The 24,801-nt window shown below is 69.7% G+C and carries 24 protein-coding genes and 1 tRNA gene; 12 read left to right on the forward strand and 13 right to left on the reverse strand.

The window, feature by feature from the left end; genetic code table 11:
- Positions 1-51 precede the first annotated feature (51 nt).
- On the reverse strand, positions 52-519 hold the full coding sequence (locus JUB13_RS18610; protein WP_207481621.1) for a Dps family protein: 468 nt from the start codon (positions 517-519) through the stop codon (positions 52-54).
- A gap of 159 nt (positions 520-678) precedes the next feature.
- Positions 679-2,724 carry an elongation factor G gene (locus JUB13_RS18615; protein WP_207481624.1) on the reverse strand — a complete coding sequence of 682 codons (2,046 nt, stop codon included), beginning with the start codon at positions 2,722-2,724 and terminating at the stop codon, positions 679-681.
- A gap of 345 nt (positions 2,725-3,069) precedes the next feature.
- Here JUB13_RS18615 and JUB13_RS18620 point away from each other — a divergent pair, with 345 nt between their 5' ends.
- Positions 3,070-3,849, forward strand: coding sequence for a GDSL-type esterase/lipase family protein (locus JUB13_RS18620; protein ID WP_207481626.1), 780 nt, complete (start codon positions 3,070-3,072; stop codon positions 3,847-3,849).
- Here the strand turns inward: JUB13_RS18620 and JUB13_RS18625 are convergent.
- From JUB13_RS18625 to JUB13_RS18635, 3 genes are all read right to left on the reverse strand, one after another.
- Positions 3,780-4,928 (reverse strand): acyltransferase family protein, encoded by a 1,149-nt coding sequence (locus tag JUB13_RS18625; RefSeq protein WP_207481627.1) that lies wholly within the window; start codon positions 4,926-4,928, stop codon positions 3,780-3,782. The genes JUB13_RS18620 and JUB13_RS18625 overlap by 70 nt on opposite strands.
- 167 nt (positions 4,929-5,095) lie before the next feature.
- Positions 5,096-5,422: a hypothetical protein gene (locus tag JUB13_RS18630; protein WP_207481628.1), complete on the reverse strand. Its 327-nt coding sequence runs from the start codon at positions 5,420-5,422 to the stop codon at positions 5,096-5,098.
- A 37-nt stretch (positions 5,423-5,459) separates the two neighbouring features.
- The gene (locus JUB13_RS18635) at positions 5,460-6,056 is read right to left on the reverse strand and encodes a DUF2231 domain-containing protein (protein WP_207481629.1); all 597 of its coding nucleotides are present in this window, start codon (positions 6,054-6,056) and stop codon (positions 5,460-5,462) included.
- 263 nt (positions 6,057-6,319) lie between these two features.
- Between JUB13_RS18635 and JUB13_RS18640 the strand changes: the two genes are divergently transcribed.
- Entirely contained in the window at positions 6,320-6,541 is a 222-nt protein-coding gene (locus tag JUB13_RS18640; protein ID WP_207481630.1) for a hypothetical protein, read from the forward strand.
- Between the two features lie 9 nt (positions 6,542-6,550).
- Here JUB13_RS18640 and JUB13_RS18645 read toward each other — a convergent pair whose 3' ends face one another.
- Positions 6,551-8,131, reverse strand: a complete 1,581-nt coding sequence (locus JUB13_RS18645) for a gamma-glutamyltransferase family protein (protein ID WP_207481631.1) — start codon at positions 8,129-8,131, stop codon at positions 6,551-6,553.
- A gap of 364 nt (positions 8,132-8,495) precedes the next feature.
- On the opposite strand from JUB13_RS18645, the gene JUB13_RS18650 reads away from it, so the two are divergent.
- Genes JUB13_RS18650 through JUB13_RS18660 form a run of 3 tightly spaced genes read left to right on the forward strand, consistent with a single transcriptional unit; the run spans position 8,496 to position 12,158 of the window.
- Complete coding sequence (locus tag JUB13_RS18650; RefSeq protein WP_207481632.1) at positions 8,496-9,518, forward strand: DUF1611 domain-containing protein; 1,023 nt, start codon at positions 8,496-8,498, stop codon at positions 9,516-9,518.
- Between the two features lie 7 nt (positions 9,519-9,525).
- Positions 9,526-10,224 (forward strand): hypothetical protein, encoded by a 699-nt coding sequence (locus JUB13_RS18655; protein ID WP_207481633.1) that lies wholly within the window; start codon positions 9,526-9,528, stop codon positions 10,222-10,224.
- Positions 10,221-12,158: an MFS transporter gene (locus JUB13_RS18660; protein WP_207481635.1), complete on the forward strand. Its 1,938-nt coding sequence runs from the start codon at positions 10,221-10,223 to the stop codon at positions 12,156-12,158. Before JUB13_RS18655 ends, JUB13_RS18660 begins: the two co-directional genes overlap by 4 nt.
- Positions 12,159-12,386: 228 nt before the next feature.
- Here JUB13_RS18660 and JUB13_RS18665 read toward each other — a convergent pair whose 3' ends face one another.
- Positions 12,387-12,668: a hypothetical protein gene (locus tag JUB13_RS18665; RefSeq protein ID WP_207481637.1), complete on the reverse strand. Its 282-nt coding sequence runs from the start codon at positions 12,666-12,668 to the stop codon at positions 12,387-12,389.
- A gap of 254 nt (positions 12,669-12,922) precedes the next feature.
- Between JUB13_RS18665 and JUB13_RS18670 the strand changes: the two genes are divergently transcribed.
- Entirely contained in the window at positions 12,923-13,207 is a 285-nt protein-coding gene (locus tag JUB13_RS18670) for a hypothetical protein (RefSeq protein WP_207481639.1), read from the forward strand.
- 208 nt (positions 13,208-13,415) lie between these two features.
- Here JUB13_RS18670 and JUB13_RS18675 read toward each other — a convergent pair whose 3' ends face one another.
- Positions 13,416-14,378: a nucleoside recognition domain-containing protein gene (locus JUB13_RS18675; RefSeq protein ID WP_207481641.1), complete on the reverse strand. Its 963-nt coding sequence runs from the start codon at positions 14,376-14,378 to the stop codon at positions 13,416-13,418.
- Positions 14,379-14,564: 186 nt separating this feature from the next.
- Here JUB13_RS18675 and JUB13_RS18680 point away from each other — a divergent pair, with 186 nt between their 5' ends.
- Positions 14,565-15,017 (forward strand): Lrp/AsnC family transcriptional regulator, encoded by a 453-nt coding sequence (locus tag JUB13_RS18680; protein WP_207481642.1) that lies wholly within the window; start codon positions 14,565-14,567, stop codon positions 15,015-15,017.
- 628 nt (positions 15,018-15,645) lie between these two features.
- Here the strand turns inward: JUB13_RS18680 and JUB13_RS18685 are convergent.
- A complete protein-coding gene (locus tag JUB13_RS18685) occupies positions 15,646-16,656 on the reverse strand; it encodes a zinc-dependent alcohol dehydrogenase family protein (RefSeq protein WP_207481643.1) in 1,011 nt (336 codons plus the stop codon).
- A gap of 66 nt (positions 16,657-16,722) precedes the next feature.
- On the opposite strand from JUB13_RS18685, the gene JUB13_RS18690 reads away from it, so the two are divergent.
- The 5 genes from JUB13_RS18690 to JUB13_RS18705 all read left to right on the forward strand — a co-directional run bounded on the left by JUB13_RS18690 (position 16,723) and on the right by JUB13_RS18705 (position 21,324).
- Positions 16,723-17,691 (forward strand): LysR family transcriptional regulator, encoded by a 969-nt coding sequence (locus tag JUB13_RS18690; protein WP_207481644.1) that lies wholly within the window; start codon positions 16,723-16,725, stop codon positions 17,689-17,691.
- A gap of 300 nt (positions 17,692-17,991) precedes the next feature.
- On the forward strand, positions 17,992-18,123 hold the full coding sequence (locus JUB13_RS31845) for a hypothetical protein (protein WP_268914385.1): 132 nt from the start codon (positions 17,992-17,994) through the stop codon (positions 18,121-18,123).
- 321 nt (positions 18,124-18,444) lie between these two features.
- A complete protein-coding gene (locus JUB13_RS18695) occupies positions 18,445-19,056 on the forward strand; it encodes a LysE family translocator (protein ID WP_207481645.1) in 612 nt (203 codons plus the stop codon).
- A gap of 600 nt (positions 19,057-19,656) precedes the next feature.
- Positions 19,657-20,418 carry a hypothetical protein gene (locus JUB13_RS18700; RefSeq protein ID WP_207481646.1) on the forward strand — a complete coding sequence of 254 codons (762 nt, stop codon included), beginning with the start codon at positions 19,657-19,659 and terminating at the stop codon, positions 20,416-20,418.
- A gap of 177 nt (positions 20,419-20,595) precedes the next feature.
- A complete protein-coding gene (locus tag JUB13_RS18705; protein WP_207481647.1) occupies positions 20,596-21,324 on the forward strand; it encodes an FkbM family methyltransferase in 729 nt (242 codons plus the stop codon).
- Between the two features lie 229 nt (positions 21,325-21,553).
- On the opposite strand, the gene JUB13_RS18710 is transcribed toward JUB13_RS18705, so the two are convergent.
- From JUB13_RS18710 to JUB13_RS18725, 4 genes are all read right to left on the reverse strand, one after another.
- Positions 21,554-21,628 (reverse strand) — tRNA-Met (locus JUB13_RS18710).
- Between the two features lie 145 nt (positions 21,629-21,773).
- Positions 21,774-22,517, reverse strand: coding sequence for a class I SAM-dependent methyltransferase (locus tag JUB13_RS18715; RefSeq protein ID WP_207481648.1), 744 nt, complete (start codon positions 22,515-22,517; stop codon positions 21,774-21,776).
- 116 nt (positions 22,518-22,633) lie between these two features.
- On the reverse strand, positions 22,634-23,386 hold the full coding sequence (hutC, locus tag JUB13_RS18720; protein ID WP_207481650.1) for a histidine utilization repressor: 753 nt from the start codon (positions 23,384-23,386) through the stop codon (positions 22,634-22,636).
- Positions 23,383-24,741, reverse strand: a complete 1,359-nt coding sequence (locus tag JUB13_RS18725; protein WP_207481652.1) for a formimidoylglutamate deiminase — start codon at positions 24,739-24,741, stop codon at positions 23,383-23,385. The genes hutC and JUB13_RS18725 overlap by 4 nt, the downstream gene beginning before the upstream one ends.
- Positions 24,742-24,801: the final 60 nt, after the last annotated feature.

The raw sequence follows: 24,801 nt of genomic DNA on the forward strand, positions 1-24,801 counted from the left end.
GGATGCGCCGCCGTCCCCGGGATCCCGTTCCCAAGATTCAAGTTCCAGGGATCACTGCAGCATGCTGCGCAGCATCCACGCGGTCTTCTCGTGAACCTGCATGCGCTGGGTCAGGAGATCCGCCGTGGGCTCGTCATTGGCCGCGTCGGCCAGGGGGAACACGGCCCGCGCGGTGCGCACCACCGTCTCCTGCCCCTCGACGAGCTGGCGCAGCATCTCCTCCGCGGTCGGGGTGCCCGTCTCTTCGCGGATCGCGGTGAGCTTCGCGAACTGGGCATAGCTACCCGGTGCCGGATGACCGAGGGCCCGGATCCGCTCGGCGATCTCGTCCACGGCGGTGGAGAGCTCGGTGTACTGCTCCATGAACATGGCATGGAGCGTGTTGAACATCGGGCCCGTGACGTTCCAGTGGAAGTTGTGGGTCTTCAGGTACAGCGTGTACGTATCGGCGAGAAGGCGGCTCAATCCCTCCGCGATCTTGGCGCGGTCGGCTTCGCTGATGCCGATGTCGATCTGCATCCCCGTACTCCTTTCTAGTCTGTCCGAAGGATGGCGTCGCCACCGCGCGGCGGCAAGCCCGCCTCTGCGCCGATCTGGAATTCCCGGCATGTGCCCCGCGCGGCTCGCCACGCGAAGACGCATCGGCGGGGCCGCCCGTGCGGAAGGCCCCGCCTGATCTCATTGCGCGGCCATGTGGGCGTGGCGCTGACTGACCGCCTTGTCCGCGAGGCGGCCGATCAGCTCGGCCAAGTGGTCAAAGGCGAAGGTGAAGGTGCCGACACCCTGGGTGATCGAGCGGAGCTCCAGGATCATGTCGTGCATTTCCGCCTGGGGCATCGTCGCCCGCACCTCGTCCCACCCAGTCCAGCCGGGCCTGAGGTCGTAGCCCAGAAGCTGGCCCCTCCGCCCGGTCACCAGCCGCTGGACCTTGGCCGTGCATTCCGCCGGACAGTCGATGGCGACCGACATGACGGGTTCCAGCAGGACGGGCTCGCATTTCGGCAGTGCCTCGGCCATCGCCTGCCGTCCTGCGGTGCGGAAGGCCTGTTCCGAGCTGTCGACGGCATGGAACTGGCCGCCGGTCAGGGCGACGGCCACATCGACGACCGGAAAGCCCAGCGGCCCCGAGGCCAGGGCCTCGCGGAGCCCGGCCTCGACGGCCGGGATGAACTGGCGCGGGATCGCGCCACCCACGATCCGGTCCGAGAAGGCGAAGCCGCCACCGCGCGGCAGCGGCGAGACCTCCACATGGACGTCGGCGAACTGGCCGTGCCCACCGGTCTGCCGCTTGAAGCGCGAATGCTGGGCGCAGCCCTTGCGGATCGTCTCCTTGTACGCGACCTGGGGCGCCCGGGACCGGACCGGAAGGTTGTACTTCCCGCGCAGCCGGTCCAGGGCGAGCTGCAGGTGGATGTCACCCTGTCCCCAGAGCACCAGCTCGCCCAGATCGGCATTCTGCTCGAAACGAAGCCCGGGATCCTCCTCGAGCAGCTTCTGCAGGGCTGCCGAAAGCTTGACCTCGTCGTTCCGGTTCACGGCCTGGAGTGCCAGGCCGTAGACGGGCGCGTCGGGTTCCGGCCATGCCGGGCAGCGCGCGGAAGGGCCCGTATCGGTCAGCAGGTCGCCCGTGCCGACGCCCGCCATCCGTCCGAGCGCCACGACCTCGCCCGGGCCTGCCTGGGCGAGCTTGGCCTGCTCTCCTCCTTGAGGCCGGTACAGGCCGGAGACCCGCTCGCCAGCGAGCGTCATGCCGTCGGCCACCGTGCCGCGGAAGACCCGCGCGAAGCTGAGCTTTCCCGAATGGGGCGCGTGCAGGGTGCGGAAGACCTGGGCCGCGACGCCCGCACCTTCGGCGATGCCGAGGCGTTCCGCTGCCGCCGCCGGCTCCGGAGTCTCGTGGCGCAGCGCCTTCAGCAACCGGCGGATGCCGTTGTCGTTCTCGGCGGAGCCGAAGAAGACCGGCACGATCAGGTCGCGCTGGAGATCCTTGCGGAGCTGGCCATAGACCTCGGCCTTCTCGGGCGGCACCTCGTCGAGCAGCTTGGCGAGGAGCTCGTCGTCGAAATCGGCCAGCGCTTCGAGCATCTCCTGGCGGGCGCTCGCCTCGCGCTCGCGCACGGTATCCGGCATCGGGACCTGGTCCGAGGCGGCGTGGGGCTTGTATTGGTAGCAGCGCTCGCTGACGAGATCGACGTAGCCGGTCACCCCGCCGCCCTCGCGGATCGGGACCTCGCGCAGCACCAGCGGGCGCGCGGACACGGCCTGGAGCGCCTGGACGAGGTCGCGGATCCGCAGACCGTCCTGGCCGAGCGTGTCGACCTTGTTCACGAACAGCATGTGGGGAATGCCGGCATCATCCAGCCGCTTGAGCAGCGGGCCCAGCGCCATGGCCTTGTCGGCATCGGGCTCGCAGACCACCACGGCGACGTCGGCCACCATCGCGGCCGAGAGAGCCTCGGCGCCGAGCTCCACCGAGCCGGGGCAGTCCAGGAAGGTCCACCGGTCGCCTAGATACTCGCAGCAGGCCACCGCGATCTCGGTGCTCATCTTCCGCGCCTTGGCCTCCGGCGAGGTGAGGCCGACGGCGCTTCCGTCCTGGACGCTGCCCTTGCGCGCCACGGCCCCGGCGGCAGAAAGCAGGCTCTCGAGCAGGGTCGTCTTGCCGCTGAGATAAGGTCCGACCAAGGCGGCGCACCGTGGCGCCGCCGATCTCGTGCTGGACATGAGGGCACCTCCCCAACTTGGTGGCGTTTGGGGAACGGGCGCGCGGGGGATCGGCCGGAGCACGGCGCCATAGGTCTCGGCCCGGCCGATCCCCCGAGGCCGAACCCCGTCCCGCCTTCGGATCCGCGGGACTTACGGGGTCATGCTCCACCCGCCTGCGCAAGGGAGTCCAGGGAAAAGGACCCGCTACCCCCTTGGCGGGGACGTCTTGCCGCAGGACGGCACACCACCATGTCCGCACGGCGACGGGCCTATGCGGAACCGCAGCAGGCCAATGGCGGAATTGCGTCGTGCCGCGCCGCCGCTCCAGGATGCGGGTCTCGCGCCACCGCGGGGGAATGCCCCATGACCAGGAAGCCGGGGGACGGACGCCCCAGACGAGGCCGGCTGCTTGCAGCGCTCGCGGCTGCCTACCTGGTCGGCCTGCACGCCGCGGCCGGGGTGATGCTGGCGAAGTCGAACTTCCTGCACCTCGCCGGCAAGACGCTCGGCCTCGTGCAGCCGGAGGAGTTCGGGCCAGAGTACTTCGAGAAGGCCGTCGCCTTGGCGCGGCGCGACGCGGCGGTCCCCGACGGCGCCGTGCTGCTGCTGGGCGACAGCATGGTCGAGCAGCTGCCCGCAGGGATCGTGGACCATCGCGCGGTCGGGCTCGGCGTCGGGGGCGATACCGTCCGTGGGCTGATGCACCGGCTTCCGCTGCACCGGTCGGCGGGCCGCGCCGGCGCCCTGGTCCTGGCCATAGGCGTCAACGACCTGAAATACCGCGACCCCGCGGAGATCGCGGCGGAATACGCGCAGCTCCTGGCGATGGTTCCCTCAGGCCCGGGGATCCATGTCGGCGCGGTGCTGCCGGTGGACGAAGGCAACCCGATGGTCGCCAGCCGCCCTTGGCTCCGCAACGAGCGGATCCGCGCCCTCAACCGCGGCATCGAGGAGGCATGCCGATCGCATCCCGGCTGCACCTTCGTGGACACCTGGCAGGGGATGGCCAGGGGATCCCGCGGCCTCGACCCCGCCTATGCGGGGCCGGACGGCTGGCATCTCTCGGCGGAGGGTCAGCGCGTCTGGGCGAGGCTGCTTGCAGGCTCGCTCGCCACCGGCACGGGCAGGCCGGCCGAGGGCTGAAGCAGCCCGGCCGATCCCGACGGCGGGATACGCCCCCGCGCCAGGCGCCGGCACAGCCTGAGCAAGGGCTGCTCGACCACCGCCGAGAACGCGATGCCGCCGAGGATCGCCGCAGCCGAGCCGCCGGCCAGCAGCAGGCCTGGTGGCGCCGCGGCCAGCAGCCCGGTGCGCTCCGCCGCCTCCAGCACCACGAGCAGCACCGGCACATGCACGAGGTAGATCGAATAGGAGGCGGCGCCGAGGATGCGCAGCGGCTCCGCCGCGCCCCGCGCCTGAAGGCGGTCCGCCGCTGCGCAGCCGAGGATCAGCAGCGCCGCCGCCGCCCCGTAGGCCAGCCGGAAGCCCGCGGCCCGAGGATCGGCGAGGCCCCACCATTCCGCCAGGTACGCAGCGGCGAAGCCCGCGGCCCCCAGCGCCCGCAGCGCCCCGGCACCGCTGCGCGGCAGGCCTTTCAGAACCAGCAGCGCCGTGGCCATGCCGAGGAAGAACTGGATCTGGTAGGGATCGGACAGAGCCTCCAGCCCGGGCAGGCCCGCTCCTTTCGCGAGCCCGGCGAGAATGGCGCAGAGCCATGCGCCCAGCACCACGGCCCCGATCCACCGGCCGAGCAGGAGAAAGGCGAAGAGACCGTAGAACGTGACCTCGTGCACCAGGGTCCAGGCGACGTCCAGCACCAGGCCGCCCGGCACGGGATAGAGCAGCAGCGAGCCGAGCACGACCAGGGGCTGGGTCTCCCGCCCGCTGGCCGAAGGGCTTGCCACGAACAGCGCCAGCATCACCGCCATTGCCGCCCAGTAGGGCGGATAGATCCGGGACAGCCGGCGCCATGCGTAGCGCCCGAGCGCATAAGGCCGCCCGCGGTCCTGCCAGTGCGCGTAGACGATCACGAAACCGCTGAGCACGAAGAAGAGGTCGACGCCGGAATGGCCGGGCTCGAACACGCCGCCGAGCGGCACCGCGCCCCCCTGCCCCGCCATCATGCGGCCGGCGTGATAGACCACGACCAGCGCCGCGGCGAGCCCGCGCAGCACCTCGAGGCTGGGAAGATGCCCCCGTTCCGATTGCCCGACGCCCGCCATGCGGCTCCCTCCCGGTCCCCGGCACCTGCGCAAGACTGGAACGGCGCCGGCGGGCGCGCACGACAGCAGCGGTGCTAAGCCCCGGCACATGCGGGGCCGCGCGGCCGGAACGCACCGCGCGGCGGCGTTAGTCCTGCGGGAGGATGGCCAGGAAAGGACCGGCGGCGTCAGAACACGCCGGCGACCACCGCGACCACCAGCACGAGCACGACTGCCAGCGCCACACCGACCAACATGGCGCCCATGCTGGTCGCGGTGTCCGGCACCGGACCCGCGCGGAAGCCCGCGCGCCAGCGCGACGACTCCGGCCCGGGATCCTTGAGCCCGGCCCTGCTGGCCGCCACCTGGGGACGGACGCCGGAACTCTCGGCATCGGTGCCCAGGGGAGCGGTCGCGGGATCCTCGACGGGGATCTTGTCGCGCAAGGCGCCGCGGTCCGTCGCAGCGCGGACCTGCTCGGATTCAAGTCGGGATCCTCGGGTCTCGTCCGCCATCGCCGCCTCCCTCACCAGCCCGTCATCACTACCCGCATTACCAACCCGCCACGGCGCGCGGTCGCTCGCCATGGGTCCGCGGCCGCGGCCGCGGCCGGCCCTCGGGCGCGCCCACCAGGGGAGGCTGCTCGTGGCTGCTGCTCACGCCGACGCCGTGCCGGTAGGACAGCTCGCCCCCGGCCCAGCCGGTGAGACCCAGCAGGGCGGCGACCGCACCCGACAGGGCGACGCCGCGGCCCTCCACCGCGCCCTCGGGATCGTCGTGGCGCGCCGCGAGGTTCGCTGCCGCCAGCGCCATGGCCGCCATGTTCCCCAGGGCATGGACCTTGCCGACGCCGGAGCGGTGCGCCCGGTGGATCGTGACGTAGTCGACGGCGCCGAAGACGCCCGCGGCCGCGCCCGAGGCGAGGCCGGCGCGCAGCATCCAGCGCGACGCCTCGGCCCAGAAGGGATTTCGCGTCCGCAGATAGGCGAGGTCCGTCGCCAGCGTGGCCGAGAGGAAGGCCAGCGGGAAGGGGATCAGCATGGGATGGATCGGGTGGCCGCCGATCGCAGCCGTGCTGGGCACGCCGGAAGCCTGGTCGCCGTGCCGGTCATAGCCCGCACGGCGGGCAAGTTCGTGGGCAATGCTCATGTCGTTCTCCGCAATCCTGCGGATCTCAACGGGTCCGGAACGTTTTCGGTTCCGGCCCCGGAACGACTTGGCCGCCGGCCCGGACGTCGGGCCGGATGGAAAGCCTGCAGGAGGCGGCTGGGCCGCCCGCCGGCGTGCCGCGATACCCGAGCCGGAAGTCGATCGGATCATCTATGATGTCCGTCGAACGGCCGCGCCGACGGCCGCCCCCATGCGGGAAAGGCCGCAATCCGCGCAGCCGGCAGGACACGAGGGAATTCGATATGCAGAATGGCGGAGCCTCGCCGCGGAGGCCGCTCAACGCGCGGGAGAAGAAGTTCCTGCGCGACCTCTACGACCAGGCGCGCGAGGCGGCGTTGGCAAAGGGGATCGATGCCGCGGGCGCGCGGCGCCTGGCCCTGAGCACGGCCGCACTGCTGGGAACGCGCGGCCTTGACCGGCAGCTTTCCGCCGAGGAGGTGGCGCGGGCCGTCGGGCCCGGCTAAGGAGCCCCCTCAGCGTCCGAGGGCGCAGCCGTCCTTGCGCGGGTCCGACGCCGCCGTCAGAAGGCCGGCATCGCGGTCGATCCAGATCGCCTGCGCGCCGCCGGTCGGCCCGTCGAGACGGTGGATGCGGTGTCCGCGCCGCTCCATCTCGGCCGCGATGGCCGCGTCGATGCCGGCCTCGAGTTGCAGCTCCCCGCCAAAGGCGAAGCTGCGCGGCGCGTCGACGGCCTCCTGGAGGTCCAGTCCGCGATCGAGCAGCGCCGAGACCAGGGCCGCATGTCCCGCCGCCTGATAGTGCCCGCCCATGACCCCGAAGGGCATCACCGCCCGTCCGCCCCGCGTCAGCATGCCGGGAATGATGGTGTGCATAGGCCGCTTGCGCGGGCCGATCAGGTTCGGATGGTCGTCAAGCAGGCGGAACGAGGTGCCGCGGCTCTGCAGCATGACGCCGCTGCGCGGCCCGGCGATCCCGCTGCCGAAGGCGTGGAAGAGGGACTGGATCCACGAGATCGCGTTGCCGTCCCGATCGACCACGCTGAGGCAGATCGTGTCGCGGTGCTCCGTGGCGTCCCAGGGGGCCGGCACGCCGGCGCGATCCATGCTGATACGGCGGCGGAGGCCATCCGCGAAGCGATCCGACAGGATCGTCTCGACCGGCAGCGGCAGGCATTCGGGGTCGCAGACCAGCAGGTCCCGGTTGTGATAGGCCTGCTTGGTGGCCTCCGCATGCAGGTGCACCCGGTCGGCCTCGTCCAGCGTGCCGGGATCGAAGCCGGACAGCAGGTTCAGGATCAGCAGCGCCGCCACGCCCTGGCCATTGGGCGGGCATTCCCAGACGTCGAAGCCGCGATAGCCCGTCCGGATGGGCGTGACGTAGTCCGGGGCCTCCCTCGCGAAATCCTCCTCCGTGTGCAGCCCGCCGAGCTCGCGCAGCCGTGCGACGAGGTCCGCCGCCACCTCGCCCTCGTAGAAACCTGCCCTACCCTGCGCGGCAATCCGCCGCAGCGTGGCGCCGAGGGCCGGCTGGCTGTGCCGGGTTCCGACCCGCGGCGCGGCGCCGTCCACCAGCAGATGGCGGCTGGCCCAGGGATCGCCGGCCAGGCGCGGCGCCTCGCGCCCCCAGTCCCAGGCGACGCGCGGCGCCACCGGATAGCCCTCCTCGGCATAGCGGATCGCGGGCGCCAGCAGCTCCGCCAGCGACCGGGTGCCGTGGTCCTCTACCAGCCGGCACCACGCGGCGACCGCGCCCGGCACCGTCACGGCATGGGCGCTGCCCTGCGCGATCGCATCCAGGCCGCGCTCGCGGTACCAGGCGGGATCGGCGGCCGCCGGCGCGCGGCCGGACCCGTTGATCGCCAGGGGCTCGGCGGCACCGGCCGGCATGTAGAGCGCGAAGGCGTCGCCGCCGATGCCGGTCATCGCCGGCTCGACCACGCAGAGCACGGCCGCGGCCGCGATGGCGGCGTCCACCGCGTTGCCGCCCGCCCCGAGGACGTCCATGGCGGCGACGGAAGCCAGGGGGTGCGAGGTCGCGACGGCGCAGTCGACGGCATGGACGGCCGAGCGGCCCGGTTTCGTGAAGTCGCGCAAGATCCCTCCGGCCACAATCCGGCTCGGAGCCTAGAGCGGTTTGAGCATCGCTTTGAAGCTCAAACCGCTCTCGCCCCGTCGTGGTCGGCGCAGATCCTGGCGATCACGTGTCCATGCCAGATCGCGATCCGCTCTAGACCGGCTTTGCGCCGGGTCACCGCCGCGGGAGACCGGGATGGTCGGAGAGCGCCCGGTCGGCGCCCCTGCCGGGAAAATGCATCATTCTCTATGATTGCCGCGCGAATCGACGGAATGGTAACAGATTTCGCGGTATAAGTGCCGGGCCGGGACCGCCCCGCCGAGCGGCCGCCCCCGGGTCTGCATGGCGGGGCTTGCATGGCGGGATCTGTATGTCGGGATCTGCATGGAACTGAGGCCCCCCTACCTGCTGCTCGCGGGCGTCGGCCCCGACCCCGCCACGGGAACGGCCCGGGCCATAAGGGACGGCCGGCCGGAGTGGTGCATCGGCCAGATGCGTCTGCCGGACAGCGCCGATCTCGGGCTTCCCGACCTCGACCCTGCGGCCGCCGCGGCGCTCGGCGCCCGCTGTCTCGTGCTTGCGGACGCCCCGGAGGGCACGCTGCCGCCGCACTGGCAGACGGCGCTTCTGGAAGTGCTGGAGGCCGGGCTCGACATCGCGGGCGCGCTGGATGTCCCGCTGGGCTCCGTGCCGGGGCTGGAGGCCGCCGCGCGGCGCCGTGACGCGCGCCTGCTGGACATCTGCCGCCCCGACCGGCGCTTCGCAGCCGCATCGGCCCGCCCGCGCGGGGGGCGCAGGCTGCTCACCCTCGGCACGGGTGGTCCCGAGGCGGGCGAGCTTCCGATGGCCCTTGCGCTCGCGCGGGAGCTGCGCCGGCGCGGGTTCGATGCGGATTTCCGCGGCACCAGTCCGGCCGGCATCGTGATCGCCGGGGCCGGCGTGCCGCTCGACGCCATCGCCACCGACTTCATCGCCGGCGCGGCTGAATGGCTCAGCCCCGCGGCCGCGCCGGACCACTGGGACGTCGTCGAGGGGCGCGGCCCGGCCCTGTCTCCGCGGACAGCGACGCCGTTCGGACTGCTGAACGGCGTCGCGGCTCATGCGCTGGTGCTGTGCCACCGTCCCACGACGACCGGCGGCGGCGTCACGGATATCGAAGTCGCGTCCCTGCGCGCGCACATGGAGGCGGCCCTGTCCTTCGCCCGGCGCCGAGAGGCGTCCGCGTGCTTCGTGGGCATCGGTCTCGACACCGTGGGGCTGGACGAGGCGCAGGCACGCGCCTGCCTTGCCGCGACTGCCGGGGCGCTGGCGCTGCCGGCCACCGATCCTGTGCGCTTCGGTGCAGCGGCCATTGCCGACAGGTTGCTCTCTGAGTTTCCCGCGGCCGCCCGGCCGGGCGCGGAGTGACGCGCCGATGCGCCTGGCCCTGAAGGTTGCCGCCGGAATCGTGGTGCCGCTGGCCGCCGCGCTCGCCCTTACGGCCTACATGAACTTCGAGCGCTTCGCGAAGACCTATCGCGAGGTCATGCAGTCGCGTGCCGCGGCGGTCCTGCTCGACGCACAGGAGACGATCGAAGGCGGCATCACGCTTGGCGTGTCGGCCGCGAGCCTGACCAGCCTGCAGGGAACGCTGACGCGCTACGTCGAGAACGGCGACGGGATTCTCGGGCTCGCGGTGGTCGATGCCGACGGCGCCGTGACCGTCGCGTCCGAAGGTGCGCCGCTGGACGGGCTCGCGCTCGGCGCCGTCTGGGAGAGCCGGGATCTCGTGCCGGTTCCGACGGCTGCCGGGGGGCGCGCCGCAATCGCGGCGCCGATCCGCGATGCCCGGGGCGTCAGGGCCGGCACGCTCGCAGTGATCTACTCGACGACCGGGGCGGATGCCGCTCTGGCCGAGGTGCGGCGGATCCTGGTGCTGGTCGGGATCGGCGTCGGCCTCGTCTGCGGCGCGGCGGCGCTGGCCCTGGCCTCCTACCTCCTGCGCCCCGTGTCCAATGAGTTCGGCACCATGGCAGGCCGCCTCGCGGAGGTGCGGGCGCGGCGGCGCGGCACCGCGGATTATGGCGGGGAAGTGGCCCGGGTGGTGCTGGGCAGCCCGCGGGCCGCGCCATGATCCAGTCGGTCCCGCTCAAGCGCCTGATCACGCGCATCACGGTTGCGGCGGCGCTGGTGGTGGTCCTCGCGCTCGGCGCGTTCTCCTGGCTGGCACTGGGGGTATTCGACCGGCAGCTCGAGCCCGCGCTCTCGGCCAAGGCCGCGACCGTCGGGCGCCTTGCCGCCGATGCCGTCGAGCGGGCTCTCTCGCTGGGCGTCCCCTTCGACCGGCTCGTCGGCGTCGGCGAGCTGCTGGAGACGCAGCGCAGGACTCATGCCGAAATCCGCTGGATCGCCGTGCGCGATGCGCAGGGCCGCATCCTCTTCCGGACCGGCGTTCCGCCCGAGCGGCCGGACAGCTACGTCAGCAGCGCGGTGCCGATCGTCCTGACGGGCGAGACCGTAGGGGCGGTCGTGGTCGGCAGCGATCCGGCCTTCGTGCACGAGCGCCAGCTCGACATCGTCTACGACATCCTGACGAGCTTCGTGATCTCCCTGGTGATCGCGGTCGAGGTGGTGGTGGTGGTTCTGGCCCTGCTGCTCTCCGACCGCATCGACCGGCTGCGCGCCTGGGCGTCCCGCGTGGCCGCCGGCCTGCCGGTGAGCGCCCGGCCCATGCGCGAGAGCAGGGACGAGATCGGCAGCTTTCTGACGCTCTTCGTCGAGGAGGCGCGCGCGCCGGGCGCAGCCATGCGCGGCCCCGCCACGGACGGGATGGCGCCGGCCGCGGAGTCCCTGAACGCGATCCGCCTGCCGCTCCTGGCCTTCTTCTTCAGCCACGAGATGTCGCGCCCCTTCCTGCCGCAGCTCGCCGCCTCGCTCTACGAGCCGCTCCTGGACCTGCCGCGAGACATGGCGGTGGCGCTTCCCTTCACCATCTACCTCGTCGCCATGGTCCTGCTGACGCCGGTCGGCAGCCGCCTGACCGAGCGCTTCGGGGCACGGCAGGTCTTCCTGGCGGGGATGCTGCCGGCGGTTCTGGGCTATCTGGGATCGGCGCTGGCGACCAGCCTGCCCGAGCTGGTCCTGGCGCGCGTCTTCAACGGCATCGGCTACGCGCTTGTCTCCGTGGCGGCTCTGGCGCACATCGCCGCGCTGACCGGGCCGCGCAACCGGGCGCACGGCATCGCCTTGTTCGCCGGCGCCTCCATCATCGCCTCGGTCTCGGGCTCGGCCGTCGGCGGCATCCTGGCCCAGCGCATCGGCTTCGCCTCCACCTTCGCGGTCTCCATCGGGCTGGCGGCGCTGGCCGCCGTGCTGACCCTGACGCTGATGCCGAAGCGCCCGGAGAACGTGCCGCCGGTGGCACGGGCCTCGTCACTGCGGGTGCTGGCCGACCTGCTGCGCAACCGCCGCTTCCTTGCCGTGACGCTGCTCTCCGCCATTCCGCTGCAGGTCTCCACGACCGGCTTCCTGGTGTTCCTGGCCCCGCTCTACCTGACCGAGCTGGGCCTCGGTCCCGCGGCGGTGGGGCGCACGCTGATGACCTACTTCGTCGCGATCATCTTCCTGCAGCCTTCCCTCGCCCGCTACGCCGATGCGCACGCCGCGCATCGGCTCTTCGCCTCGACCGGCGGCCTGCTCGCCGCCTTCGGGATGGTGTGCGTGGCGCTGACGCCCGGCATGTGGACCATGGTCTTCGCCATGTGCGTGTTCGGCATCGGCAGCGCCATGATCTCGCCGATGCTGATCGCGATCCTGCTGGACGGCACCCGCACCGAATGCGCCCGGCACGGGCAGGCGAACGTCCTCGGCAGCTTCCGCCTGGTCGAGCGCGGCGGCGGCGCGCTCGGCCCCATGATCGCCGCGGCGCTGCTGTCGTCCTTCGGCTTCGCCGACGCGATCGGCCTGCTCGGCACCGGCGCCCTGGTGCTGGGACTGCTCTTCGCGACCGCCGGATTGAAGCTGGCGCGCCCCGACGACGGGGATGCAGGGGCCCTGCAGCGCCCCTGAACCTGCCCCGGGGCATATGCGCGCCGGCACGTCCACCCGGACGGGCGGGCTACCCCGAGAGCACCCCGCGACTCCAGGTGTTCCCGCTCCGTTGTGCTGTCATGAACACGATGGACATCATGACATGGGTCGTGCGCGAAGCCGGATTCGGCCTCGTGGCCTACGTGCTCGCCGGGGTCGCCTTCGCCTATCTGATCCGGCGCTGACGGGTCCCGCGCTGACAGGCGCTCAGGGCGCCTTGGTGCCGTGGCTCGTCGCCAGCTCGTAGGCGCGCCGGATCGCGCGCTCGGCAATCTCCTGGCGCGTGGTCCCGTCGAGCGATTGGAAGGACCGCATCGCAAAGCCGATGGCGTCGGGCTCGCCGGTGGTGATTGCGTCGTTCAGCGCGGCGCTGACCGAGCGAAGGCTGACGAAGCCCGACTTGCGGAGCGTATCGACGGTCTCCGCAAGCAGCTTCAAGGGAAGGAAGTCCTCGCCGGACTCACCGGTACGCATGGGTCGGCCCCGCATCGACAACCTCCAATCGATACCGCACCTATTCCCAAGGTCAAGTCACACATCTGCAATTCGGCATAGCCCGTCACGCAGGGCCCGCTACCGGACGCCGTCACGTCCCGCCCCAGGGGCCGCATCGCGAAATGCGGGCGCGGCTGCTAGTATGTCCATGACCATGCGACCGGGATCGTGCCCGGCACCGGCGGCCCCGCTGCGGAGACACCGACCTGACCGACCAGAGCCCGCCCGAATTCACGCCGGTGCGCAAGGTGCGGATCGAACCATACGGCCCCGTCCACTACGGACCCTGCCCAGTGGACGACCCCGCAGGACGGATGCTGCCGGGGCTGGTGGTCACCATGGGCGGAACCGCCTACCGGGTCGCCGCCTACGATCATCCTGCGACGCACGCCGGGCCGCCCGGTTCCGGACCGGACACCGACCGCCGGCAGGAAGGCCGCTCCGCGGACGCGGACGGCCCCCGGCGCGGCGAGATGGTCGGCCTCGTCCTGCGCCCGCTGGACGCCTGCGGCTGCGGCCACTGCGACGGCTGATTTACCGCCGGCAGGAGACAGGCGGACCGGCGGGATGCCGGGCCAGTTACATTCTCCTTCGAAACTCGGCTGATCGTCCTCGTCGGTGAAGCCGCGGAGGACGAGCTGCGGCGGACGTTGGAGGTCCCGCACGGCTCCGCGCTGCCGCTCGGCCGGCACGCGCGCGGAACAGCCGCGCCGAGCCGCCCGCCGCGGCGGCCTGCGGCTTTCAGCATCGAGAGGCGGTCGTTGGCCGCCTATTGTGCGGAAACGACGGAGGAATCCTCCCGAACCGATCAACTCGCCCGTTGTAGAAGAGTCTGTAGAACAGGCGATCCGGGATCGAGTAGATCAATCTGGCGATCATCGCGGTCACGAACACAGCGAAGGCGAGCCGCGCAACCAACACGCTTGTCAGGTCCGCGCCGAACGCCACGACCACGAGCGTGTCCTCGATGATGCTGTGGGCTAGGCCCATGAATGCGCAGGCGAGGAAAATCTGCCGTGGCTCGATCTCGCCGGTTCGGGCTTCGCGTATCAGGAGACCGCCACCGTAGGTGATCCCCAATAGCAGTCCGATGGCCGCGAAGGGGACCGTTCGCGCGTCGATCCCCGCGAGCCAGAAGATCGGCGCGAGTGCTCGGTTCATCCGATCGAGGATGCCCGAGATCCTCAGGAGCTCCATCAGCCAGCTCAGCGCGAGCAGCATCGCCAACATCATGCCCAGCATCTGCGCAGTTCTGGCGAGAAAGCCGATCCAGCCGACGCCCGCGTCCGCCGGCGTCCAGGATGGCGTTGCCGGATCCGACAGCCATCCGGTGACGGCGAGCACCTGGTGCAGGAGGACGGCGAAGAGGAGGCCGCCTCCGATCCGAACCGTCGCGGTGACAAGCAGGGAAGGCCCAGCCCTCTTGATGATCTGCTGCTCGATCGGAACCGCATGCGCGAACAGCAGCAGGACCGAGAAGACCGTGACGTCCGCCGTGCTGAGGTCCGTCACCGGGACCAGCGTGAACACGATGACCAGTCCGCCCCAGATCCCGACGAGCAGCCCTGTCAGCCAAGCGAGGGCGAGCTCCGGCGGCAGCCCGAGCAGCGTCATCACTGGCTCGAACAGCGGGGAGATGGCCCGGATACCGCCAAGCTCATGCAGCAGCTGCGTGGCGAACGCGACGGGAACGATGACGCGCACGAGCTCCCAGTAAAGGCCGAGCGTGTCCAGGGTCTTGCGACGGAAAATATTTAGGGCCGGCATTGAACGGCTCCATGGTTGCGGAGCCCCAGTAGTTAACGCAGTCAGCTTCGCAGAAGCGGTCAAAATTTGCATGTCGATGCAACTATATTGCACCGCGACGCAACTACGTTGCAGAGTCGGTACATGGATCACATCGACAAGAAGCTGCTGACCCACCTCCAGCAGGACGCCTCGCGGACGAATGCCGAGCTGGCCGACTTGGTGGGGCTCTCGCCGTCGAGTTGCCTGCGCCGCGTGCGGCGGCTGAAGGAGACCGGCGTGATCGATCGCGTCGTTGCCGTCCTCGCGCCGGCCAAGGCCGGCCGCCGCCTGAAGGCGATCGTGACGATCCACCTGGAGCGCCACGGCGAGGAGCATATGCGCGAGTTCCTCCGGACCGCCGCGAGGGAGCCGTCAGTTGTACAGGCCTATAGCGTCAGCGGTGAGACCGATGCCGTCCTGATGCTGCGGCTCACCGACATGGACGAGTTCGACTCGGTGTGCGAGCGCCTGTTCCGGAACCATAGTAACGTCGCGCGCTACTACACGATGTTCGTTATCCGGACGGCGAAGGAGGTCACTGACATCCCGCTCTAGCGACGGTGGCGGCTCCTGTGGTTCGGAGCCTCGTCGCATAGTATCGGCGAGGGCGCCAGCGGAGGAGGATCACGCCCCCTCTCGCGAGAACCGTGATCGGTTCGAGTTCACGCTCCTCAAATCCCGAGATGCTCGAACAGGCGGCGCCCGCCGTCTCCGGAACTCGGCCGGAACCGGATCAGGTGTGCCCCTTCAGCTCCGGCGCCGCGTTCAGGTTGCTGTTGAGGGACCTGCGCGATTGCCGATGCGTTGTGCTCGGCAGCGCGATCGCTGGTCCACGGAAACAATGCAGGGGGATCCGCGGGGAGGGTGCCCTCCTGGTGTCGCCGAGGGCGACACTGCCTGCCCCCTCGGTATCAAGAGCATCTCTCCACGAAGCGAGGAGACAGGCAGTCCCATCGCGCCCCCCTGCATCTGGGCTCCTTCTGGGCTCCTTGCTGACCTTCACGCCTCGTCGAGAGCGGCTTTCCCGCTGGGGCGCCCGGCTCCGAGACCTTGGCGAGAACAATTGCTGTTCTCCCACTGCCTCAGGGCCGACATGACCCCAGTACCGCCAGCCGCGAGCGATTTCCGCCTCGACGCCGCTGCGTCATGAACACTTGGGGCCGGTCAGTGGTCCGCCCTTCAATCAGCGCCCATCCTCCAAAGTCACGGCGATCTTCCCGAAATGACTGCCATGCGCCAGCGTTGCGTAGGCGCCGGCCGCATCCTTGAAGTGATGGACGCGGTCGACCACCGGGCGGAGCCCGGTCGCATTGATCGCGCGGACCGCCTCCCGCAGATCCGCCACCGATCCGGTATTGCTGCCGATGACTTTCAGCATCTTCAGAATGATCGGAAACAGAGAGGCCTCCAGTGCGTCGCCGCTGAGAAAACCGACGACGAAGACCGTGCCCTCGCTGGCTGCCGCGTTCAGGGAACGCGCAAAGGTTTTGGAGCCTCCCGTCTCCACCACAAGGTCGGCGCCGACCCCGCCGGTCAGCTCCAGAACCCGCGCATCCCAGTCCGGGCTTGCCGCGTAGTTGATGGTTTCATCGGCGCCAAGCGCCCTCGCCCGCTCCAGCTTCTCGTCAGACGAGGAGGTAATGATCACCCGCGCTCCCGACGCTTTGGCGAATTGCAGGGCGAACAGGCTGACGCCACCGGTGCCGAGCAGAAGCACCGTGCTCCCCGGACGCACCACACCTGTCCGCACCGCCCTCCAGGCCGTGGTCGCCGCGATCGGCAGGGTCGCCGCTTCGGCAAAGGACAAGTGATCGGGGATCGGCACGAGGCTCGCGGCGGGCACCACCGCGCAATCGGCGAGGGAGCCCGGCATGTTGATGCCGCGCATCCGCCGGTTGGCCGGGGGCGGCAGCGGCCCGGCGGACCAGTCCGGCAGGAAATGCGGGATGACGCGGTCGCCGATGGCAATTCCGGAAACGCCGGGGCCGGCCTCCAACACCTCCCCGGCACCATCGGTCACGGGGATGAGCGGAAGCGCCGCGGGGAAGGCGCCAGTCGCCACCGCGAGGTCGACATAGTTCAGGCTGGCCGCCCGCAGGCGGACGAGCACCTCGCCCGTCCCGGGGCGGGGCTGCGGAACGTCGACCAGACGCAGGGCGTCGAGGCGGGGGGCTTCGAGTTGATAGGCGCGCATTGGGAACACTCCTCAAGGTCGGTTGATCGATGACCGTGAGGCTAGCCGCTTGCGAGTCCGCCTTTAATGCGGCCCCGGTGCATGATATTGCTGCGAACGATGCATGAATTGAGTGACCAGGGTCTGGAGGAGGTTGCCGCCTTTCTCGCGGTGCTCGATGCGGGCGGCTTCGCACCGGCCGCCCGGGTGCTGGGGCGTGACGCCTCCGTGGTATCGCGCCGGGTTTCGGCGCTGGAGCGTCGGCTTGACGTCCGGTTGCTGGAACGGACGACGCGGCGGGTTACACCGACGGAGGCCGGCCGCCGTTTCGCCGACCGGGCGCGGATCGCCCTGACCCTGCTGGCCGACGCGGAACGCGAGGCCGCCGACGCCGGCACCGGACCGCAAGGCACGCTGCGGCTGTCCCTGCCAGAGGCCTTCGGGCGCCTGTGGGTCGCGCCGATCCTGCCGGAGTTTCTGACCGCCTTTCCCCGCGTACGGATCGAGGCCTTCTACAGTGACCGCTTCGTCGATCTGGTGGGGGAAGGAATGGACCTTGCGATCCGCATCGGCCACCTGCCGGACAGCTCGCTTGTGGCGCGCAAGCTGGGGGGTGAGCGTCGGCTGGTCTGCGCCGCCCCGTCCTACCTCGCGGACCGGCAAGCGCCGAAGGCGCCCACCGATCTCGCGGCACACGACGCCCTGCTCTTCGCCCTGTTCGACTCGCCCAGGGAGTGGCATTTTGGTCGGGGACGCGAGCGTGCGCGGGTCCATATGTCCGGACCGCTGCTGACAGACAACGTCGACAGCCTCGTGCATGCCGCAGTGGCCGGAAAGGGCATCATGATGTGCTCTGAATGGCTGGTCGGCCGCGAATTGGCGGACGGGCGCCTGGTCAGGTTGCTGCCGGATTGGACCGTGGGCGCGGGCAACGGTGGGGAAGTCGCCATCCATCTGATCCGCCCCTCTGGCCGCTTCACCGCCGGAAAGACGCGCGCCTTCGCCGACTGGATCACCACGAAGCTGTCGCCGCCGCCCTGGAGATCGTCGCTTTGAAAGGGCCCGGCAAAGGCCTTGCCCGCGATGCGCGCCAGCGGAACCTTTGCGTTACTGTGAAAGGCCACTGATCATCTGGCTCTGCCCACCAAAGGGCGACGGGGAGTTCTGCCAGCTACTCGCCGGTGATACCCTGCCGCGCCCCAATCAAATCGGCCATGTTCGACGCGAAGGCGCTCCCCCGAAGTGACTTGAAGCCGAGAAATGCGACGATCATCGAGGCACTTGCGACCCCCGGCTTCGAGAAGCGGAATCTCGCCAGAAGAAGTGATTTTGGGGAATGCGCGACTATAGGGCGCGATGGACGATCTCGAGCCGAAGCTGACGCGCCACGGCTACACGGTGCAGGCACTGGCGGAGTGGTTCGCTGCCAAGCCGGCGGACAATCGGGTCTTCCTGTCCGGGCGGCTCGACGCCGCATGCACCCGCTAGCTTTCGGAGCGGATGCTCGCGGCGCGGCCGGCCTTCCGCTTCGATCAGCCACTTCGTCGCAGCCGATCTGAGCGGCGGCGATGATTGCAAGCCCACCTAATCCAGCGTGAGCCTGGTCACATATTGTGAGCCCGCGTGTCGGCTCCGTCTCAACGATCCTGAGCCGGAAATCAGCGATGGGATGGACCAAGCCATGAGTGGGGCCTCTGAAGCTAGACACCGGCTTTTTCCTTTTCCGGCCTCGCTTGACGCGACATGCTGCTGCACGAGGCGACACCGCGGTTCGTCGACACCGCATGCCGACCGCAGGAGGATCCCGCCATGAGCGTCGAGTTCCTGATCACCTCGTTCATCGTCGTCGCCTCGCCCGGCACCGGCGTGCTCTTCACCCTGGCCGCAGGGCTGTCGCGCGGCGCCCGGGCCAGCATGGTCGCCGCCTTCGGCTGCACGCTGGGCATCATTCCGCACATGGCGGCCGCGATCATGGGCCTGGCGGCACTGCTGCACACCAGCGCGCTGGCCTTCCAGGTCTTCAAGTATCTCGGCGTGGCCTACCTGCTGTACATGGCTTGGAACACCCTGCGCGAGCACGGCGCCCTGCGCGTCGAGACGGAGCTCGATGCCCGGTCGGCGGCCCAGGTGACGATGACCGCGGTGCTGGTGAACATCCTGAATCCGAAGCTGTCGATCTTCTTCCTGGCCTTCCTGCCGCAGTTCGTGAGCGCGGGCGAGCCGCATCCGATGGCCCGCATGCTCGAACTCAGCATCGTATTCATGCTGATGACCTTCGCGGTCTTCGTGGCCTATGGCCTGTTTGCCGCCGCGGTCCGCGACCACGTGATCTCGCGCCCGCGGGTCCTGACCTGGATGCGCCGCACCTTCGCCGGCGCCTTCGTGGCGCTCGGCGCCAGGCTGGCGGTGGCCGAGCGCTGAACGTTCCGTTGAGCCGGCCGTCCGCGGGATGGCCGGCATTCGGGACCGCGCGTCAGAGCGGCGCGCGGATCGCCAGCCAGCTCTTCGCCATGATCCCTTTCGATGTCCGCCCCGCGCCGGCGGCTTGGGACTGCGTCGGCCGGGAACGAAGGAGCCCGCCAGGTCGATGGCCTGGCAGGCTTTTTCGATTGGTAGCAGCGGAGGGACTTGAACCCCCGAGCAATGTATCATGATTCCGCCGCTTTCCCTTTCCCGTCAGTTGCTTGGTGCCGGCAGCTCTGCAGAACCGTCCGCTGTGGAGAGACCGTTTGCGTCATACAGATGATCTATGTGCAAGTCGGCACCCCCTCCCATAAGGGAAGCTTCTGAATCCGCTGTAGGACGCGTGCGCCGTCCGCCCTGATCAAGCCGACGGCCTCGCATCCGCTCGATCGACGCAGAGCCGAACTGTGCCGGGGGCGCCGGCACTGGCCCGGTTTGCGCGCAGTCATGTCTTCCAGCGGCGCGTCCCATCCCTTTCTATTGCCCCGTCCCTTTGTATTGGCATGCCCCACCACCTTCGATAAAGTCGCACCGCGTCTGCAACCAGAGGGGGTGATCGTGAAGTCCGATAGCCGCTTTGAGCTTTCCAGCGCCTGGTGGAAGGCCAACAGGCCGAAGACCCTTCCGGACCCCGGTCTTGGGAAGGAGCTGACGGAATGGGATATACTTGCCGCGAACCAGGCAAGGCTTGGCGGTGCGCAGCAGCTGCACCTGCTTCAGCAACGGCGCGTCGTTCTCTCCCGCATCAAGACGGTGATGGACAAGATCATCAAGTCTTGTAAGCCGGTCCTTCACGACTCGACGAAACGGGTGCTGACAGACGGGCTCGATCTGGTCGAAAAAGAAAACAAGAACGTCGCGCGCCAATACTCCGATCTCGAAAAGATGCTGACCACTCTCGCCAAGACCGCGAACACGAACAAACGCGTTCTTGAGCCTATGGTGGATAAGACAAAGAAATTCTTCGCTGACACCAAGGCTCTGGCACAGGCTTGCAGGGATACAGATCCGGAGCCGGGCGCCGATGATCGTGAAATGATGCGGATCAAGCGCGAACTCAGTGAGCGGCATAAACTGCTGCAATATGCCGAAATCGAGTTGGACGAGGCACTAAAGTCACGCGTTGAACTGAATCGGGTGTGGGAAAAAATCGGACCGGAGAAGATCGAAATCGGCGACATCATATCGATCAGGAGAACCGTGAAGGAATGGGAGTCCATTCTGGACGAGTTATCAGAGCTGCGGTCGCAGGCACCGAAGCTCGCGGCATTGTTGGTCGATTCCTGGAAGGTCTTCCTGGCCCGCGTAAACTCGCGCTGACGATCCAATGGGACTGGTCGACAACATCATGAACGATATCACACGACCGCAAACCAGGGCGTTGGATGTGGTATCATGGCTCTGCGAGGGAGACCCGCCCGACCAGCCGACCCACGAATTCCCTCATCGCCGAAAAGAAGTCGACCTTATTTGAAACTTTTTTCATCGAGCTTCGGCATGAAAGAAGACGCTAAATCAGTCTATACCTTCTCAAATGGCGTCATGCTCTTCCGCAGCACGATGCTGGATCTTCAGATCGCTCGCTATCAGGAAGACGGCAATCCGAATCTACACGAGCCGGTGGAGGAGTGGTGGCTGCGGCGCTGCATCGATCTTGTGGACCACAACGAACCCGTGATCGTGGATGTCGGCGCCGGGGTTGGCTACTATAGCGTCCTCGTCAAGCGGAACTGGCCCTCGGCGCGCGTCGTGGCGTTGGAGCCCCTGCCGGCCCATGCCGATGCCATCGTCGCACATGCGGATTTGAATGGCTTGGCGGCCGGCACCATCGATTTGCGGAAAGAGGCTTTATCCGACGTCGATGGCGAGGCGGAATTCGTCCCCGAAAGCTATGGAAGCCGCCTGATCCCGCCGGGCCGCCGCAGCGACAGGGGCACGATTAAAGTTCGATCGCTCACCCTTGAGAGCCTGCTTGGTCAGATCGGCCCCGTCGACGTGATGAAGGTGGACATACAAGGTCTTGAGCTGAGGGTTCTGGCCGCCGCCCCCGCAGCATTGGCATCGGGCCGAATCAAGATGCTGATCGTCGGCACTCACGGGCCGGATTTGTTTGAAGGGGTCCGCAGGATCCTCTCGGCACATTACGAGATACTGCATGAGGATCCCGCGCCGCCGCACCAGCCCGATGGTTTGATCGTGGCGCGCCACCGTCAGGCAGGCGCTTGAGGAAAGGCCCCCTATTCCTTTGGCGGCTTGCCGGTCCCCCATGTGCCAGCGGGAAACCGGCCCCATGCGGACGAAAGCGCATCGAGCACGGCGGAAGCGGCAGGAGCAGGGTGCCGCGCTGTCCGACGGATCCGATAGATACGGAGCGGATCCGGGTCGAGCCGCCGCCCGGACTTTCGCCCCGGTACAAGAAAGCCCGCCGGACCTTTGGTCCGGCGGGCTTTCCGATTGGTAGCAGCGGAGGGATTTGAACCCCCGACCAAGGGATTATGATTCCCCTGCTCTACCACTGAGCTACGCTGCCATAGGGTCCGGGTGTCGCGGCCAGAGGCCGGTCGGCCCGGGGAGCCTGGATATAGGAGGGGGCGCCCCCGGCTGTCAAGCCGTTCCGGGCCTCTCGACGACGGCTTTCCGGCCTCCCGCCCACGGATGGCCGGACGGGGCCGGGATCAGCCGATCGCGGCCAGCAGCGCGTCCCGGGAAGGGCCGGTCTCGGCCCGCGCGAAGCAGACCAGCACTGGCCCGCCCAGCCCGTCAGTCAGGGAAAGGGTGCCGGCGGCGCCGCTGGTGACCAGCGCGCGTTGGAAGAAGGGCGCGAAGGGTCGGTGGCAGAGATAGGCCTTCGCCGGGGTCGTGGCGAATGGCACGAAGCCCTGCCCCGCCTCGGACAGGCAGAAGGCCGTCATGGCGCTGGCGACGCCCGGGCTCATGGGGTCGAAGACGCCCTCCAGCGCCAGGATCCCGCCACCCGCCGCCAGCGGCGCGAAGTTGCGGAGGTCGTTCAGCATCTCGCGGTGGCCGCGGCCGGCATCCAGGTGCAGGAAGCGCAGCGTAGCGCCCTCCATGGCCGGCGGCGGCCCCGCGAGCTCCATCGGCTCGGGCACGCGGATCTCGACCACCGTCGCCAGCGATTCCGGCATCAGCCGCCGGGCATGGGCCCGGAAGACCCCGGCCTCGGGCTCGTCGAAGGCGCCGAGGCAGAAGAGCCGCTCATTGGGGCGCTTGACCTTGCCCAGCACGATGGCCGAGCGGCCCTGGTGCACGCCGAGCTCGCAGAGGTCGCCTTCCACCCCGGCGGCCTGCTGCGTCTGCAGGAGCACGTAGAACAGCAGCACATCGGCCTTGTCGAAGCCGCCCTCCACATGGAAGTCGAGCTCCTCGTTGAAGAATGCGCCGAATGCCACCTGGTCCATGCCGTCGCCTCCCGCGGCCGATCGCGCCGCGCATCCCCGGTCGCCCGACCATGGCCGCCGGGCGCAAAGATCCTGTTAACAGGCTTGGCGGCCCTTTGGGTGTTCTTCGGGCGCCCTCAGGCGCCCTGGCGCCTTCCCCCCGCGGGGCTGAAGCGCGCGACCAGACGGTGCCGGTCGCCGGGATAACTCAGGCGCACCCAGGTCACCGGGCTGCCGGCCTGCCAGGTCTTGCGCTCGACGGTGAGGCAGGGCGTGCCCTTGGCGACCTGCAGCAGCCTGGCGAGCGGCGCTTCCGCAGCCACCGCCTCGATGCAGTGCTCGGCCTCGGTCCAGGGGATCCGGCCGATCAGCCAGGTACCCGGCGGCGCCGCGGCGAAGGGCTCGTCCAGCGCCTCGGGCACGGTCGCGAGGTCGACCAGCCGGTCCTCCACCACGAAGGGACGGCCGTCGGCGAAGTGCCGCACCAGCAGCGCCAGCACCTGCGCCCCCGGCCGCACGCCCAGGCGCCCGGCCTCCTCGGCGGTGGCGGGCCGCGCGGCGCGGTCCAGGACCTCGTAGCGGTAGGGCTTGCCGGTCGCCGCGATCTCGGCCTGGATGTCGTGGATCTCCAGCACCGTCTCCTGCGAGCGCGGGGCCGCGACGAAGGAGCCCGAGCGCCGGCGCCGGTTGATCAGCCCTGCCGCCGCCAGCGCCGACAGCGCCTTGTTCACCGTCATGCGCGAGCAGCCGTAGCGCTCGACCAGCTCGAACTCGGACGGCACGCGATAGCCCGGCGGCCACTCGCCCGAAAGGATCCGCCCCTCCAGGTCGCGCCGGATCTCGGCATAGCGCGGCAGATCCTCGGCCCCGCCGGGCGGGCGCGCCGTCATGCCGCGATCCGCGCCATGGCGCGCGCATAGGCGCCCGCGATGGCCGCGCGGCCGAGATGCCGGCCGCCCTCGACCAGCGTCCTTCCGCCGACGAGCACGCGGTCGATGGCCGCGCGGCCGGCCACGAAGACATAGGCGTCCAGCCACCGGTCGCCGGCGGCCGCCATGTCGGGATGCCCGGCGTCGAGCACCACCAGATCGGCCCGGCTGCCGGGCGCGATGGCGCCGAGGCGCCGGGCGGTCGCGGCCGTCCCGCCGGCCAGCGCGGCGTCGTAGAGCCGCCGCCCGACGGATTCGCCCTCGGCCGCCGCCATCACGTTGCGGGCCCGGCGGGACAGGCGCTGCCCGTATTCCAGCAGGCGCAGCTCGCCCGGCGCGGTGATCTCGACATTGCTGTCGGACCCGACGCCGAAGCGCCCGCCCCGGGCGAGATAGTCCGCGCCCGGGAAGATCCCGTCGCCGAGATTGGCCTCGGTGATCGGGCACAGCCCCGCCACGGCACCGCTGCGCGCCAGGGCCGCGGTCTCGGCCCCGTCCATGTGGGTCGCATGGATCAGGCACCAGCGCCCGTCCACCGCGGCATGACCGAGCAGCCAGTCGACCGGCCGGCGCCCGGACCAGGCGATGCAGTCCTCGACCTCCTTCACCTGCTCGGCCACGTGGATGTGGACGGGCCCGGCCGGCGTCGCCGCCAGCACCTCGGTCAGCGTCCCGGGAGTCACGGCGCGCAGCGAGTGGGGCGCGATGCCGACCACGGCGTCCGGCAGCCCGGCGATTGCTTTCCGCGCCCCCTCGGCCAGGCGCAGGAAGCGCTCGGGGTCGTTCAGGAAGCGTCGCTGCCCCTCGCCCGCAGGCTGCGCGCCGAACCCGCCATAGGCGTAGAAGACCGGCAGCAGCGTCAGCCCCATGCCGGTCTCGGCTGCGGCGGCGGCGATGCGCGCCGACATCTCGGCGAGGTCGGCATAGGGGCGCCCGTCCACGTCGTGGTGGAGGTAGTGGAACTCGGCCAGCGCGGTGAAGCCGCCCTCCAGCATCTCCATGAAGGCGAAGGCGGCGATGGCCTGGACGTCCTCGGGCGAGAGGCGGCCGAGGAACCGGTACATCACCTGCCGCCAGGTCCAGAAGCTGTCGCCGCTCGGCCCGCGCGTCTCGGCCAGCCCGGCCATGCCGCGCTGGAAGGCGTGGCTGTGCAAGTTCGGAAGGCCCGGAATCGCGATGCCGGGAATGCGCTCGCGCCCGGCCGGCGCCGCGCCCGGATGCACCGCCGCGATCGCGCCGTCCTCGATGTCGAGCCCGACATCCATGGCCCAGCCCGAGGGCAGCAGGGCATGCTCCAAGAAGAGAGACCGGCGCATCGACCCCACCTCGCTTTTCGCCTGGACAAGCATTTTTGCCGCTGATTATGTATAGACAAT

Source organism: Arenibaculum pallidiluteum, assembly GCF_017355985.1.
GTDB lineage: Bacteria > Pseudomonadota > Alphaproteobacteria > Azospirillales > Azospirillaceae > Arenibaculum > Arenibaculum pallidiluteum.

Coding starts and splice junctions, on each gene's coding strand:
- JUB13_RS18660 (WP_207481635.1), top strand. CDS start 10,221: ATGATCCAGTCGGTCCCGCTCAAGCGCCTGATCACGCGCATCACGGTT.
- JUB13_RS18685 (WP_207481643.1), bottom strand. CDS start 16,656: ATGCGCGCCTATCAACTCGAAGCCCCCCGCCTCGACGCCCTGCGTCTG.
- JUB13_RS18610 (WP_207481621.1), bottom strand. CDS start 519: ATGCAGATCGACATCGGCATCAGCGAAGCCGACCGCGCCAAGATCGCG.
- JUB13_RS18665 (WP_207481637.1), bottom strand. CDS start 12,668: ATGCGGGGCCGACCCATGCGTACCGGTGAGTCCGGCGAGGACTTCCTT.
- JUB13_RS18635 (WP_207481629.1), bottom strand. CDS start 6,056: ATGAGCATTGCCCACGAACTTGCCCGCCGTGCGGGCTATGACCGGCAC.
- JUB13_RS18625 (WP_207481627.1), bottom strand. CDS start 4,928: ATGGCGGGCGTCGGGCAATCGGAACGGGGGCATCTTCCCAGCCTCGAG.
- JUB13_RS18630 (WP_207481628.1), bottom strand. CDS start 5,422: ATGGCGGACGAGACCCGAGGATCCCGACTTGAATCCGAGCAGGTCCGC.
- JUB13_RS18650 (WP_207481632.1), top strand. CDS start 8,496: ATGGAACTGAGGCCCCCCTACCTGCTGCTCGCGGGCGTCGGCCCCGAC.
- JUB13_RS18640 (WP_207481630.1), top strand. CDS start 6,320: ATGCAGAATGGCGGAGCCTCGCCGCGGAGGCCGCTCAACGCGCGGGAG.
- JUB13_RS18620 (WP_207481626.1), top strand. CDS start 3,070: ATGACCAGGAAGCCGGGGGACGGACGCCCCAGACGAGGCCGGCTGCTT.
- JUB13_RS31845 (WP_268914385.1), top strand. CDS start 17,992: ATGGACGATCTCGAGCCGAAGCTGACGCGCCACGGCTACACGGTGCAG.
- JUB13_RS18615 (WP_207481624.1), bottom strand. CDS start 2,724: ATGTCCAGCACGAGATCGGCGGCGCCACGGTGCGCCGCCTTGGTCGGA.
- JUB13_RS18725 (WP_207481652.1), bottom strand. CDS start 24,741: ATGCGCCGGTCTCTCTTCTTGGAGCATGCCCTGCTGCCCTCGGGCTGG.
- JUB13_RS18680 (WP_207481642.1), top strand. CDS start 14,565: ATGGATCACATCGACAAGAAGCTGCTGACCCACCTCCAGCAGGACGCC.
- JUB13_RS18715 (WP_207481648.1), bottom strand. CDS start 22,517: ATGGACCAGGTGGCATTCGGCGCATTCTTCAACGAGGAGCTCGACTTC.
- JUB13_RS18705 (WP_207481647.1), top strand. CDS start 20,596: ATGAAAGAAGACGCTAAATCAGTCTATACCTTCTCAAATGGCGTCATG.
- JUB13_RS18695 (WP_207481645.1), top strand. CDS start 18,445: ATGAGCGTCGAGTTCCTGATCACCTCGTTCATCGTCGTCGCCTCGCCC.
- hutC (WP_207481650.1), bottom strand. CDS start 23,386: ATGACGGCGCGCCCGCCCGGCGGGGCCGAGGATCTGCCGCGCTATGCC.
- JUB13_RS18655 (WP_207481633.1), top strand. CDS start 9,526: ATGCGCCTGGCCCTGAAGGTTGCCGCCGGAATCGTGGTGCCGCTGGCC.
- JUB13_RS18690 (WP_207481644.1), top strand. CDS start 16,723: ATGCGGCCCCGGTGCATGATATTGCTGCGAACGATGCATGAATTGAGT.